Origin of the sequence: Lysinibacillus sp. FSL H8-0500 (assembly GCF_038051955.1) — a bacterium.
Lineage (GTDB): Bacteria > Bacillota > Bacilli > Bacillales_A > Planococcaceae > Lysinibacillus > Lysinibacillus macroides.
The window spans coordinates 2,570,927-2,583,633 of sequence record NZ_CP150292.1; the positions used below are offsets into that span (position 1 = coordinate 2,570,927).

Here is a 12,707-nt window from a genome sequence, read left to right on the forward strand (position 1 = left end):
GACATATAGAAAGGATCCTTTTATGAAAGAATATTTTATTCAAAAAACAAATTGTATGCTTCGCTATAATGATTTCCCGGGAAAGGATATGCCCATTTTATTTATTCATGGACTTGGCTGTGCTGGTTCATTTGATTACCCCGAGGTTGCCGCTCAAGCAGCATTAAAAAATCATCGTTGTGTCATTGTAGATCTTTTAGGGGCTGGGTATAGTGATAAACCAGCTAACTTTCCTTATACCGTCAATGATCATGCTGAATATTTACTTGATTTTCTAACAGTTATTGGACTGGAATCATTTATTTTATTTGGTCATAGTTTGGGTGGAGCTGTTGCATTATCTTTAGCAGCAAAGTGCCCTGAACGTATTCATCGTATTATTTTAAGCGAGGCTAATTTGGACAAAAGCAGTGCTGGCTCTACTAGCAAATACATTGCGGATTATGAAATGTCAGCATTTCTACAGCATGGTTTTCATGATTTGGTGCAGGAAAGCTATGCTAGTGGCAATCACATGTGGGCTGCCTCCTTATCGCTATGGTCACCTCAAGCCACCTACCTGATTTCTCAATCAGCCGCAAAGGGTAATCATCCATCATGGCGAGAACTATTATATGCACTTGATTGCCCTAAAACCTTTATTTTTGGCGAGCATTCACTGCCTGACTCAGATATGCAGGTACTCGCTACACATGGTATTCATATTGGGCTTGTACCCAATGCAGGGCACTCTATGGCTTGGGAAAATCCTGTTGGTTTAGCTAATGCTATTGGTGATGCTATACAAAGAAAATAATAGGCGCAAATAAATCGCCAAGAGCGTAGACAGGATTACATAGCAGCAGAGATGCTTGTGCAAAGTACCTTTTTACATATAGTGAGTAAAAAAGCGATGAAGAGCATTGACGCTTGCCTTTATCTTAACTCCATCATTTATTTTTCAATTATTGGCCAAATGAAGTAAATAGTTTCTCCTTATCCATCATTATGCTATAATGCAATATGAGAAACTCAAAGGGCATCAACCAATTCTGAGCTGTAGCGTCAATGTGCGCTACAGCTTTTTATTGTTATGCTAGCGTTACTGTTTTTTCCCCCATTGATATGGCTTTTCTGACCAATTCCATAGGACAAGAAATAAATAAATCACCACTGAAGTAATAATCCACATCGTTATATTTTCTTGCCATGTAATCGTGTCCTGCTTTCGCCATTGATTTAAGGTGACTACCACAAAATACACAAATGGATATAAAAAATAGGTAAATTGATGCTTTTTCATGCCCTCCCCCTTACTCGTCAATCATCGTAGTCAGCTTCGTGATGGTTTTCCAATTACGAACGGTTGCTGGTAGCTCTAGCTGAGGGAGCTGCTGACCAAGCTTGGCATTACGGATGCTATGAGAAAATAATAAATAGATATTTCTGCCCTCTATCACACAGCGTTCTTTGTCATTTGCGTAGGATAAGAGCTTCTCACCATTAGCTTTGGTAGGTATAGCTGGCAGGAACGCCACATGAAGGCACTCACCTACAGCTGTAGCACTTGCCTCCGCAATATCCTGCTCTGAAAAAGGACATTGCTTCATAATTGCCTGAAATTCCTCGGCTGTTCTTAGGATGACCGTGCTTGTAATAGCAAATGTCTCCTGAAGAATAGCTTGAATTTGCTGTTGCAGCGCAGCCTCAGATTCACCTGAGTCAAAAAGAATATTGCCGCTTTGTATATAGGTTTGAATATTTTGGAGTGCCAATGTTTGCAGTGCTTCACGTAATGCAGCCATTTTTATTTGATTATGCCCGCCTACATTAATGCCTCTTAGCAATGCGATATACTTGGTCATAGGTTCCCACCTTCTAACTTCTCAATATCCGCTCGTAATCTATCCACATGTTCCTGTTTCGTCGCCCAGCTTGTACAAAAACGCACAACGGTATGTGTATCATTATAGGGCTCCCAAATGGAGAAGGAGTATTTTTCGCTTAATTTCTCTAATAAATCATTTGGCAAAATGGGAAACTGCTGATTGGTTTTGGAATCATAGCGCAATGCAAAGCCTTTGTCGATAAATGCTTGACGTATCTGCATGGCCATTGCCACCGCATGATGGGCAATATCCAGATAAAGATTATCTTCAAATAATGTGTCAAATTGAATGCCTAGTAACCGACCTTTCGCAAGAAGTCCGCCTCTTTGCTTGATCATATAGCGAAAATGCGGTTGATAGGCAGGATTGACAATGACAACAGCCTCGCCAAACAAAGCGCCCATTTTTGTGCCACCAATATAAAAGACATCGCAAAGCGTAGCAATATCAGCTAACGATAAATCATTATCCTGTGCTACAAGGCCATAGCCTAAGCGCGCACCATCTAAAAACAATGGTAAACCACAGTTTTGACAAACTTCACGCAATGCGGTTAACTCTGCCTTGCTATAGGTTGTTCCATTTTCTGTAGGATGTGATATGTATACTAGGCCTGGCTGCACCATATGCTCATGTGTACCATCTTGCCAATGTGCATCATAAAGAGCTTTTACCTGTGCAGCCGTTATTTTGCCATCATCGCTTGCAATTGGTAAAACTTTATGACCCGCTGCTTCGATAGCTCCTGTTTCATGCACCGCAATATGACCTGTGCTCGCTGATACCACTCCTTGATATGACCGTAAAATAGAGGCAATCACCGTGGTATTGGTTTGTGTACCTCCCACTAAAAAATGAACCGTTGCTTGCTCTACTGCAATGGCCTTTTGAATAGAGGCTCTCGCTTTTTCGCTATACGCATCCATGCCATAGCCTGGTGATTGCTCTTCATTCGTTGCGACTAGACGCTGCAAAATTTGTGGATGTGCGCCCTCTGCATAATCGTTGTCAAATCGTATCATCTCTTGTCCCTCCAGTGTTGCTCTCTCTTTCTCTATCTTACGCTATCTGCTAGCTGTAAACAAATATCGATTGGCGATTCACCTTCTTTTTGTTATGATACAAATCAATCATCACTTTTTAAGAGGAGTGTTTATATATGTATATTCCAAAATATTATCGAGTACAGGATATGGAAGAAATTCGCCAGTTTATTCAAGTGCATTCATTTGCAACGGTTGTATCCATTCGCAAGGGCAAACCAATTGCAACGCATGTGCCGCTACTTTTACAGCAGGAAGGCGACGATTATTATTTAGCGGGACATCTAGCCTATGGTAATCCGCAATGGCGAACATTTGAGAACGGTGAGGTGCTTGTTATGTTCCAAGGGCCACATGCCTATGTGTCCTCCTCTTGGTATGAACAGGAAAATGTGCCGACATGGAATTATCAAGCTGTACATATTTATGGAAAAGCCTCTACATTCGAGGGAGAAGCATTGGCACAGCATTTGGCAGCTATCTTGGAGAAATATGAAAAGCATCGGGACAATGCAGTTTTATGGGATACCCTTTCCCCTGAAACATTGCAGGAAAATTTACAGGGCATTGTTGGTATCAAAATTGCTGTGGAAGATATCCAAGCTGCCTATAAATTAAGCCAAAATCGTAAGTCGCATGATTATGAAAATATTATGAAGAAGCTTAATGAAGAAAACGATGCAAATGCTTCGGCTGTGGCAGAGGCGATGAAAAAGGCTGGCTTGCCAAAGCATTAGGCTACTGTCATGCTAGCTACTACTTCCCTACCCTTTTTCAATAAAATTAGGCTATCGAGAAGGTTTCAACGTCCTCCATAGCCTTGTATGTTATGCTTATTTTTTATGTGCTGAGGATTTTTTTGTATCGTTATGATTATCTGCATTGTTCTTTTGCTCCTGTGTTAACGCATTATCTTCACGCACATCTAAATCATCTGGACTTAAATCCATCGCTAATTCAGCGAGCTCCGACTCACGCTTATATTGCTTACCCTTTGTCACATCATCACCTCCAAGTACTATTACCTTGCCCGATTTATGCTAATCTATTCCCGATTTTCGCTTTATATAAAATGATTCTTTATCACGAATCTTACAGTTCGTTTCATAAATCAGATGATCCTCCACAGCTACACGTATCTTCTCTTCTGAATCATTCCATTACACTCGTTTTCCTTGGGAATTGCTCTCCTCCTCTAACCACTAGAAGTAAGCAGTTTAAATAAGATGTTGCAGAATTCTTATCAGTTTTCCCTAAACAGTCATGATAGAAATGGCTGATTTCCTTTGAAAACAAGTAACTGATATTTACTTTTGATATGCTTCAGGCAGTATTCATACCAATCCATTTATTAACACCTCTTAGAATAATTGTTAAATTTTATTGTAAGTTGTTCAATAAATTATCAAAACAACAGAAATAAAAGCAAAATAAAAAAATGTACACCACTAAAATTGAATTTAGTAATGTACATTTTTATAATAAGGGCAACATTTTAGACAAGTTATGATGTAATAAACGATCATGGACATTTACTTGTCTTTAATATTCCAGCGTAAAAGATGCTTTTTTGTTATTTTCGTTCCTTCGCATACTCCGCAGCTGCTGTAAAGACAATGTCTGATGATGAATTTAACGCTGTTTCACAGGAATCTTGTACAACGCCAATAATAAAGCCAATTGCTACAACCTGCATGGCAATATCGTCCGAAATGCCAAGTAAGCTACAGGCAAGCGGAATTAATAATAAAGAACCACCTGGCACACCCGATGCACCAGCCGCTGATACCGCTGCCAGTACCATTAAAATCACCGCTGTTAAAATATCTACCTCAATATTTAACGTATGTGCTGTTGCCATTGTTAACACAGAAATCGTTACAGCCGCTCCAGCCATATTAATCGTTGCCCCTAATGGAATGGATACTGCATATGTATCTTTATTCAGCTTTAACTTTTCTGCTAACGCCATATTGACTGGAATATTAGCAGCCGAGCTACGTGTAAAGAATGCCATTGTGCCGCTTTCCTTTATGCATGTGATCACAAGTGGATATGGATTGCGACGCGCCACCACAAAGACCATCAATGGATTGATCACTAATGCAATAAAGAACATTGTTACCACTAAAATAACAATTAATCGCCCATACTCTGCCAATGCTGATAAACCTGTTGATGAAATAATATCAAACACAATCCCCATAATGCCAATCGGTGCTAAACTAATAATCCATTGCACAATTTTTGTTATGGCATCTGATACATTGCTAAGCATTGTTTTAGTGGTAGCACTGGCTGCCTTTAACGCAATTCCAAACAACACTGCCCATGCTAAAATACCAAGATAATTCGCCTCTATAATGGCACTAATAGGATTAGATACAATATTAAATAAAAGCGACTCTAATACTTCTGTAATTCCACTTGGCGGAGTAATTTCCTCTGCGCCTGTTTTTAATGTAAGCGTTGTTGGGAATAAAAAGCTGACAATGACCGCTACTAATCCTGCTAAAAATGTACCTACTAAATAGAGCACAATCACCATCTTCATATTCGTTGCCTTACCACTAACATGAGATGCCAGCGCATTAATCACTAAAATAAATACAAGGACAGGCGCAACAGCCTTTAATGCCCCTATGAAAAGCGTTCCTAAAATCGCTATGCCACTTGCTGCCTCTGGAACCGTTAAAGCTAAAAGTATACCGACAATAATCCCCACCACAATGCGGCTAACGAGATTAATACGGTTCCATGTTTCAAATAATGTCTTCATTTCTTCCTCCATCACTCTTAAGTTGTCTAATTTTTTATTGTAAAATAATCATACAATGTATATTACAATAATACAACTGTCTTTTCTAAACAAACAAATAAGCGTTATCATCTTATTTGCACCGAATATTTAGAATTAAATTTATTTTCTAAAAATAATATTATTATTGTTGAAACTATTTTCCTCCCCCATCCGTCTATTGCGTGAAGAAAGGAGGCAGCGGACTTTGCAGACAGAAGATATGAGAGAATTGATGCGTTTATATGGCGATTATTTAACACGCCTTGCCTATGTTTATGTAAGGAATTGGAGCAATGCAGAGGATATTGTGCAAGACGTTTTTGTTAAATACTTTAGTTCACAGCAATATCGGGGCGAGGCAAGCATAAAAACCTATTTAGCCAAAATGACCATTCATAAAAGCTGCGATCATTTACGCAGCGTGAAAAATCGTCTACGCATTTTAGAAAACTTTTGGAAAAGCAAGAAGGACACTATGCCTTCCAGTGAACAGCAAACATTAAAGAAGCTTGAACAACATGCTATTGCCAAAGCCGTGCTGGCGCTGCCTATCAAATATCGAGAAGTTATCGTCCTGTTTTACTATGAAGAACTAACAAGCCTTGAAATTGCGACATTATTGGATACCTCCGAAAATACCATTAAAACACGCTTAAGGCGAGGACGGCAGCTATTGAAAACATCACTGAGCGAATTGAATCTGAGAGGTGATTTTTTATGAATGATATTAAGCGTGCGCTAAAAGAGGTGCTTGAAGACACAAAACGCTTTAGTCAACAGAGCGAGGATACGGTGATTCAGCGTATACACCAGCCTCAGCGAAAAAAATGGGGTGTACCGCTCATCACTGTAAGCTTTATCGCCTTATTCCTATTTTTTCTAGGGGCTTATTTATGGCAGCCAAATCAGCAGGCACAATTTACGCGCTACTTTCAAGAAAAAATGGGTGATGCCGATTATCAGGTGATTTTCCAAGAATTTAATTCCCTCAAGGACAATGATGCCCTTGTTGCTTTTATCCAGCAGGAAGAGGACACGGAGAAAATTTATCTAGCCTATTTTGACTATCAGAAAAAGTGGCGCTGGCTACAAACAACGGGTACACAAAGTAAGCCTTATCAGGGCAAGGAATCATGGACCTCCACTGCACAGGAGCCTTTTATGTATGCAGGCGTGATTGATGCAACGGAGATCAGCCAAATTATTGTGGGCAAGCAGCAGGCAACACAAATTGCTCTGCAGGGCAACCTTGTTTACTGGTTTGCGGTTAGTGATAAGGCTGCACGAATTATAGCGAAACGGACAGATAATACCTGGGAGCGACTAACCGAGCTCCAGTCTAGCAATGAGCCAACTTACAACATTCCAATCATTGATACCCTATCAGATATGCAACAAGTGATTGAATTAAAAACAGATACAATGGATCGTGGCAATCGTGAATACTATCAATCCCCCATTGTCATTGATCCGCAATTTACTAAGCTGGAACGAGGCGATGTTATTACGTATACCACACAGGATGGTCAGCAAACCATTAGCCGTGTGCTTGGGCTCCCTCATGAAACCGTTGAAATTATCAATGGCACTGTGGTTATCAATACCGTATCATTTGCGCATCCCTTTATGTTTGCCACTATCATGGGCGAAACGGTCTACGAAAGCTATGTTGAAAAGCTTGGCAATCACCTGAATAATCGAGAGACAGCTAAAAAGACATTCTTTTATAGTTTCCCCGCGACACAGCTATCACCAACGCAAATTTTTGTCGTTCCCGATAATTGGGCTCGCGGCGCTATAGAGGTCATCTCTCTTGAGCAAGTAAACGGGAAAGTGCTTGGTTATCAGCGCCAGTAACTAGTCCGTTTCATCCATTTAAACAGCCTTCTCACGCAGCTGCTTGAGAAGGCTGTGTTTTAAAATTCCTCATATTCCGCAGGGTCTTGGTTGTTAATGCGACCTGTTGCGCTTGTCAGTGAGGAGATAAGCTGCATTTCTTGCTCATTTAATGCAAAATCAAAGACTTGTAGATTTTCAAGCTGACGCTTTGGCGAGGCTGATTTTGGTAGTGGAACAGCGCCTAGTTGAATATGCCAGCGTAAAATAATTTGACCGGGTGTTTTGCCATGTTCCTTGGCAATCTGGATAAGCTTTTCGTCCTGTAAAACACTGCCTGAGCGTTCGAGCGGACTCCATGCCTCTGTCACAATGCCCTGTGATTGATTATAGGCAAGCTGCTCAACCTGTGAAAAACGTGGGTGTAATTCAATTTGATTGATACTTGGGGCAACACCCGTTTCTTGTAGTAAACGATCAATATGCTCCGCGTTGAAATTACATACGCCAATCGAACGTACTAAGCCCCATTTTTTAGCATCAATCAATGCCTGCCAAGCCTCCACGTATAAGTCTCGCTTTGGATTTGGCCAATGGATTAAATAAATATCTAAATAATCGACATGTAGGCGATATAACGATTCCTGAATGGTTTTTAACGCCCGATCATAGCGGTGATGTCTACCAGGCAGCTTAGACGTTACAATAATTTCCTCCCTGGCAACAGAACTTCTACGAATCGCCTCGCCAACTGCGCCTTCATTTTCATAGTTAAAGGCAGTATCAAGTAAACGATAGCCATTGTCTAATGCACTTTGGATAGCCGACACACCTTGCGCGCCATTTAATGCATATGTTCCTAGTCCTATACTTGGAATTTGCAATCCATCATTTAATGTAATTAGTGGAATTGTCTTGCCCATACCATCACTCCTCGTATATTAGTAGTAAGAGCTCTTTCCGATAGAATTTCCAGTTGATCCGGACAACTGGGGGATCTGTTGGATTTCCTATAGGAAGTGGTCGCCGATTGGCTCCCTCACTCTTGTTTTATGTTTTACCTGTTTGACCCCTGTTTGACCGAGGGAGCCAAAAGGAAATCATCATTTTATTGTTAAATACTATTTTAAGTATTGCCTACAGGTGCTTACCTGTTTATTTGTCATCCCTTTTTTAACCCAATTTTATAGCACAAGGGCGAAGGATGGAGGAGGCTCCATTTCAGTACTTCGTCCTTTTTTAGTCATCCAAAATAGTTCACGCAGCCCTGTGTCCATGCGACAATGGAACAGACAAGGTATTCACAGGAAATAGCTTTCACTCCTTGCAGACACACTTGTGTACTGCTTCATAAGCCTGCTACCCATCGTTCATTATGGAAGGTCTAACCACTGGCTGCGACGTAAGATTCAGAAGAGAGTGTAGCGCTCATAAATGGTCTTCTACTTGCGATTGCTGATAACGAGGCAGACATCGATGATTCGACTGGGCACCCAGGTCTGCGTGTATCTTGATTAATTCCCCCTTAGGAGGTGATTGGCATGTCACATATGCTAGTCGGTATTGACGTGAGTTTGCGCTCCCATCATGTTCATTTCATGCATGGAGAGGGTCACACACTCGCTGATTTTTCTGTTCGAAATGATGTAGAAGGTGCGGACACTTTGATTCAAAAAATTATACGAACAGCGGAAAAAAATCAAACAGATCAATTAAAAATCGGGATGGAGGCCACGGATCAATATAGTTGGCACCTTGCCCATTACTTAAAAGCACAATGTAAAAAAGTCTTACCCCATCTTCAAACAGCGATTTATATGCTCAACGCGCGTAAAGTAGCTCGCTTTAAAAAGGGCTACGATACATTACCGAAGAACGACAAAGTAGACGCCTGGGTTATTGCGGATCATCTACGCTTTGGACGATTGCCACATGAAATGCAAGAAACCTTAATTTACGATGCCCTGCGTCGTTTAACACGTACGCGCTTCCATTTAGTTCATGAAATTGCGCGTAATAAAACATACATGTTAAATCAACTGTACTTAAAATTTAGCGGCTTACGCCAAGATAATCCGTTCTCTGATACATTCGGTGCGACAAGCATCGCCGTCATTGAAGAACTGGACCCTAGTATCATCGCTGAAATGCCTTTGGAGGAGCTGGTCGAGTTCCTACAAGAAAAAGGTAAAAACCGTTTTGCGGAGCCTGAGGAGATGGCGAAATATCTCAAGCAGCTCGCTCGTAATTCGTACCGTTTAGATAAAATAATGGCCGATCCGGTTAATCTTTCTTTATCCGTGATTTTAAGCACTATTCAACACATGGAAACCCAAGTAAAGCGGTTAGATAAGGAAATCGAACGCATGATGAAAGGTATTCCACAAACATTAACTTCGGTAAAAGGCATCGGTCCCGTGTACGCAGCGGGTTTAATCGCAGAGATTGGGGATATTCATCGTTTTGATGATCACCACGCTTTAGCGAAATACGCAGGTTTCGTATGGACACAGTATCAGTCAGGCGAGTATGAAGCCGAGGATACCAGCCGTATGCGAACCGGCAATAAGTATTTACGCTATTATCTTGTGCAAGCATCAGACGCCATACGAAAACATGACGCCGAATATAAAGCCTTTTATCAAAAGAAATACCAAGAAGTAACGAAACATCAACACAAACGCGCGCTCGTCTTAACCGCTAGAAAACTTGTACGACTCGTGCATTCGCTACTACGCACGAAACAGTTGTACATCCCCAAAGAAGAAAGGAGAGAATAACGAATCTTTTCTCACTTTTCTTTAGTTAATTTATAACTTCCGTTTTTTAACTATTTTTAGTTAAAAAGCGTGTGGTTTATTTAAGTGCGCCTAAAATCAAGCATTCAGCGGCTATAGAGCTTAAGAATTTCCAATTTTACTGTTTTTAATGGTTGACATTTCACCACTGGGCTTAGACTCTTTCTCTAAGACTACCATAAACTTACTATTCAAATAAAGTACAAGCCATGACAAATAGGCCCTTCTTATAGGATAATAATCATTAGTAATGAAAAGGATGTGTGAATCAATGAACGTAGCAACAGTAATGCAGGAGCTAGAGGCGCTGGGCAAGGAGCGTACAAAAAAAATGTATCTATCAAATGGGGCGCAGGAGCCATTATTTGGCGTAGCAACAGGTGCGATGAAGCCTCTGGCAAAGCAAATAAAGGTCGATCAGGCTTTAGCAGAGGAACTTTATGCAACAGGTAACTATGATGCAATGTACTTTGCGGGAGTAATTGCAGACCCAAAGGCAATGACCGCAGCCGATTTTGACCGTTGGATGGATGGTGCTTACTTTTATATGCTGTCCGACTATGTGGTCGCCGTTACATTGGCGGAAGCGGCCATTGCACAGGAGGTAGCAGATGCCTGGATAGCAAGTGACGAGGAGCTACGCATGTCAGCCGGCTGGAGCTGCTACTGCTGGCTACTCGGCAATCGCAAGGACCATGAATTTTCCGAAAGCAAGCTTGCTAAGATGCTTGAAATGGTGAAAAATACGATTCACGCTGCACCTGAACGCACAAAATCAGCGATGAATAATTTCCTATATACGGTGGCGATTTCGTATGTGCCGCTTCATGACAGAGCCGTAGAAACAGCGAAGGCAGTTGGACCCGTAGAAATGAAACGCGATCAGAAAAAAAATACAACGCTGCATGCGTATGAAAACATTCAAAAGGATGTGGAGCGAGGTAGGGTTGGCTTTAAACGAAAATATGTAAGATGTTAAATGAGAGGCATTGATCCATAATGGATTGATGCTTTTTTATGTTCTTCAATATTTTTTTATTGATAAACAATAAATTTTAATTTAAAATCAATATACTATTCATAAGCGAGGTGTTTTGATGAAAGGTCAACAAGGAGCTATTATTTTTTTAAAGGGTGTTGTAGTCTTAATAGGTATGGCTGTTTTTGTGGTAGCTTTATTTTTATTACCTGTAATGGCAAACAAAGATGCAGCGGCACATCCTGACACGATGTATGTATCCTATCTTTTTTTACTTTATGCCTATGTGCTCTGTACGCCATTTTTTATTGCGCTGTATCAAGCCTACCTTCTTTTAACAAATATCAGTTGTCATAATACATTTTCTGCATCATCCATAAAAGCTTTAAGCAGTATCAAGCATTGTGCCATGACAATTATCGTTTTGCTTGTAGTAGGCATTGCTCTACCACTTCTTCTCTTTTATGGAAAGGAAGATGTGACGGGCCCTATGATGCTGGCACTTATCAGTATTTTTGGCGCCAGTGTAATCGCAGCCTTTGCAGCCGTGCTACACTGGCTTGTACAGCAAACGCTGGAGGCCCAATCTGAAAATAAATTAACGATATAAGCCTGAGCTGTTTAATCGTGCTACTTCTTTTCCTATAGATCTATTTAGTTACAGGCGGTGCTTAGTGATTTTCTATTACCATTCTTCTCTTTAACCAAAAAAACCTATCAAATTTTATTTTTAAATAGTATAATACTTACATATTTCTAAAATTGGAGGATATCTATGAAAAAATTGGTTTTATTGATAGCTATGCTTACCGTATGTTTAACAACAGCCTCTATTGCTGAGGCGCATCCAGGGCGTTTAGACAGCAATGGCGGGCATAACTGTTCCGAGAAGTCCAAGGCAAAGGGGCTGTGTTCAGGTTATCATTATCACCACGGTGACCAAGCGAACGATCAAAGCAGCAATCCTCAGCCACCAAAAGCCGCTCCAGCTCCAGCACTTACAAAGGTGGGCGTCTATCTGAATAATACCAAGCAAAATTATACACCTGGCGCTTATATGAAAAATGGCACAACATTGGTTCCAATGAAGGCTATTTTTGAGTCTCTTGGCGCAACGGTTTCCTATGAGAGTGCGACAAAAAAGGTAACCGCGATCAAGGACAATAAAAAAATTATTATCGGTGTTGGCAATAAAGTCGCCTATGTTGATACAAATGGCGCAACTTCCACTATTACGCTCAATCATCCTGCTGAAATTTATCAAGGTACAACAATGGTGCCATTACGCTTTGTGAGTCAAGCACTTGGCGCAAATGTAACGTTTGATGAAGCGGCATTAATTGTTTATATTGAAACAAAATAGCTTTACTCGCCATTCACTCA

Annotated in this window: 14 protein-coding genes; 8 read left to right on the plus strand and 6 right to left on the minus strand. The window is 40.7% G+C overall.

The features are described 5' to 3' along the window. Positions 1 to 22 precede the first annotated feature (22 nt). On the plus strand, positions 23 to 796 hold the full coding sequence (locus MHB44_RS12305) for an alpha/beta hydrolase (protein ID WP_341299391.1): 774 nt from the start codon (positions 23 to 25) through the stop codon (positions 794 to 796). Positions 797 to 1,081: 285 nt separating this feature from the next. Here MHB44_RS12305 and MHB44_RS12310 read toward each other — a convergent pair whose 3' ends face one another. The 3 genes from MHB44_RS12310 to MHB44_RS12320 are packed head-to-tail and all read right to left on the minus strand — an operon-like array spanning position 1,082 to position 2,890. Continuing rightward, positions 1,082 to 1,282: a hypothetical protein gene (locus tag MHB44_RS12310; protein WP_053994695.1), complete on the minus strand. Its 201-nt coding sequence runs from the start codon at positions 1,280 to 1,282 to the stop codon at positions 1,082 to 1,084. 10 nt (positions 1,283 to 1,292) lie between these two features. After that, positions 1,293 to 1,844, minus strand: coding sequence for a DUF1697 domain-containing protein (locus tag MHB44_RS12315; RefSeq protein ID WP_341299392.1), 552 nt, complete (start codon positions 1,842 to 1,844; stop codon positions 1,293 to 1,295). After that, a complete protein-coding gene (locus tag MHB44_RS12320) occupies positions 1,841 to 2,890 on the minus strand; it encodes a beta-eliminating lyase-related protein (RefSeq protein WP_053994693.1) in 1,050 nt (349 codons plus the stop codon). Before MHB44_RS12320 ends, MHB44_RS12315 begins: the two co-directional genes overlap by 4 nt. Before the next feature lie 137 nt (positions 2,891 to 3,027). On the opposite strand from MHB44_RS12320, the gene MHB44_RS12325 reads away from it, so the two are divergent. Continuing rightward, on the plus strand, positions 3,028 to 3,648 hold the full coding sequence (locus MHB44_RS12325; protein ID WP_341299393.1) for an FMN-binding negative transcriptional regulator: 621 nt from the start codon (positions 3,028 to 3,030) through the stop codon (positions 3,646 to 3,648). Between the two features lie 96 nt (positions 3,649 to 3,744). Here MHB44_RS12325 and MHB44_RS12330 read toward each other — a convergent pair whose 3' ends face one another. Further along, on the minus strand, positions 3,745 to 3,912 hold the full coding sequence (locus MHB44_RS12330; RefSeq protein WP_162838600.1) for a hypothetical protein: 168 nt from the start codon (positions 3,910 to 3,912) through the stop codon (positions 3,745 to 3,747). Between the two features lie 572 nt (positions 3,913 to 4,484). After that, on the minus strand, positions 4,485 to 5,690 hold the full coding sequence (sstT, locus tag MHB44_RS12335) for a serine/threonine transporter SstT (protein WP_341299394.1): 1,206 nt from the start codon (positions 5,688 to 5,690) through the stop codon (positions 4,485 to 4,487). Positions 5,691 to 5,916: 226 nt separating this feature from the next. Here sstT and MHB44_RS12340 point away from each other — a divergent pair, with 226 nt between their 5' ends. Continuing rightward, positions 5,917 to 6,432, plus strand: coding sequence for a sigma-70 family RNA polymerase sigma factor (locus tag MHB44_RS12340; protein WP_341299395.1), 516 nt, complete (start codon positions 5,917 to 5,919; stop codon positions 6,430 to 6,432). Further along, positions 6,429 to 7,568 (plus strand): S26 family signal peptidase, encoded by a 1,140-nt coding sequence (locus MHB44_RS12345; RefSeq protein WP_341299396.1) that lies wholly within the window; start codon positions 6,429 to 6,431, stop codon positions 7,566 to 7,568. The genes MHB44_RS12340 and MHB44_RS12345 overlap by 4 nt, the downstream gene beginning before the upstream one ends. A 59-nt stretch (positions 7,569 to 7,627) precedes the next feature. Here MHB44_RS12345 and MHB44_RS12350 read toward each other — a convergent pair whose 3' ends face one another. Next, on the minus strand, positions 7,628 to 8,470 hold the full coding sequence (locus tag MHB44_RS12350) for an aldo/keto reductase (RefSeq protein WP_341299397.1): 843 nt from the start codon (positions 8,468 to 8,470) through the stop codon (positions 7,628 to 7,630). A 618-nt stretch (positions 8,471 to 9,088) separates the two neighbouring features. Here MHB44_RS12350 and MHB44_RS12355 point away from each other — a divergent pair. From MHB44_RS12355 to MHB44_RS12370, 4 genes are all read left to right on the plus strand, one after another. After that, entirely contained in the window at positions 9,089 to 10,327 is a 1,239-nt protein-coding gene (locus MHB44_RS12355) for an IS110 family transposase (RefSeq protein WP_341299398.1), read from the plus strand. A gap of 289 nt (positions 10,328 to 10,616) precedes the next feature. Next, positions 10,617 to 11,324 carry a DNA alkylation repair protein gene (locus tag MHB44_RS12360; RefSeq protein ID WP_341299399.1) on the plus strand — a complete coding sequence of 236 codons (708 nt, stop codon included), beginning with the start codon at positions 10,617 to 10,619 and terminating at the stop codon, positions 11,322 to 11,324. Between the two features lie 118 nt (positions 11,325 to 11,442). Next, a complete protein-coding gene (locus MHB44_RS12365) occupies positions 11,443 to 11,934 on the plus strand; it encodes a DUF2975 domain-containing protein (RefSeq protein ID WP_341299400.1) in 492 nt (163 codons plus the stop codon). A 165-nt stretch (positions 11,935 to 12,099) separates the two neighbouring features. After that, complete coding sequence (locus MHB44_RS12370) at positions 12,100 to 12,687, plus strand: copper amine oxidase N-terminal domain-containing protein (RefSeq protein ID WP_341299401.1); 588 nt, start codon at positions 12,100 to 12,102, stop codon at positions 12,685 to 12,687. The last annotated feature ends 20 nt before the right edge of the window (positions 12,688 to 12,707 follow it).

Excerpts from the sequence above, each read along its gene's own strand:
- MHB44_RS12320 (WP_053994693.1), bottom strand. The coding sequence starts at position 2,890 with ATGATACGATTTGACAACGATTATGCAGAGGGCGCACATCCACAAATT.
- MHB44_RS12315 (WP_341299392.1), bottom strand. The coding sequence starts at position 1,844 with ATGACCAAGTATATCGCATTGCTAAGAGGCATTAATGTAGGCGGGCAT.
- MHB44_RS12325 (WP_341299393.1), top strand. The coding sequence starts at position 3,028 with ATGTATATTCCAAAATATTATCGAGTACAGGATATGGAAGAAATTCGC.
- MHB44_RS12355 (WP_341299398.1), top strand. The coding sequence starts at position 9,089 with ATGTCACATATGCTAGTCGGTATTGACGTGAGTTTGCGCTCCCATCAT.
- MHB44_RS12305 (WP_341299391.1), top strand. The coding sequence starts at position 23 with ATGAAAGAATATTTTATTCAAAAAACAAATTGTATGCTTCGCTATAAT.
- MHB44_RS12365 (WP_341299400.1), top strand. The coding sequence starts at position 11,443 with ATGAAAGGTCAACAAGGAGCTATTATTTTTTTAAAGGGTGTTGTAGTC.
- MHB44_RS12370 (WP_341299401.1), top strand. The coding sequence starts at position 12,100 with ATGAAAAAATTGGTTTTATTGATAGCTATGCTTACCGTATGTTTAACA.
- MHB44_RS12310 (WP_053994695.1), bottom strand. The coding sequence starts at position 1,282 with ATGAAAAAGCATCAATTTACCTATTTTTTATATCCATTTGTGTATTTT.
- MHB44_RS12345 (WP_341299396.1), top strand. The coding sequence starts at position 6,429 with ATGAATGATATTAAGCGTGCGCTAAAAGAGGTGCTTGAAGACACAAAA.
- MHB44_RS12350 (WP_341299397.1), bottom strand. The coding sequence starts at position 8,470 with ATGGGCAAGACAATTCCACTAATTACATTAAATGATGGATTGCAAATT.
- sstT (WP_341299394.1), bottom strand. The coding sequence starts at position 5,690 with ATGAAGACATTATTTGAAACATGGAACCGTATTAATCTCGTTAGCCGC.
- MHB44_RS12360 (WP_341299399.1), top strand. The coding sequence starts at position 10,617 with ATGAACGTAGCAACAGTAATGCAGGAGCTAGAGGCGCTGGGCAAGGAG.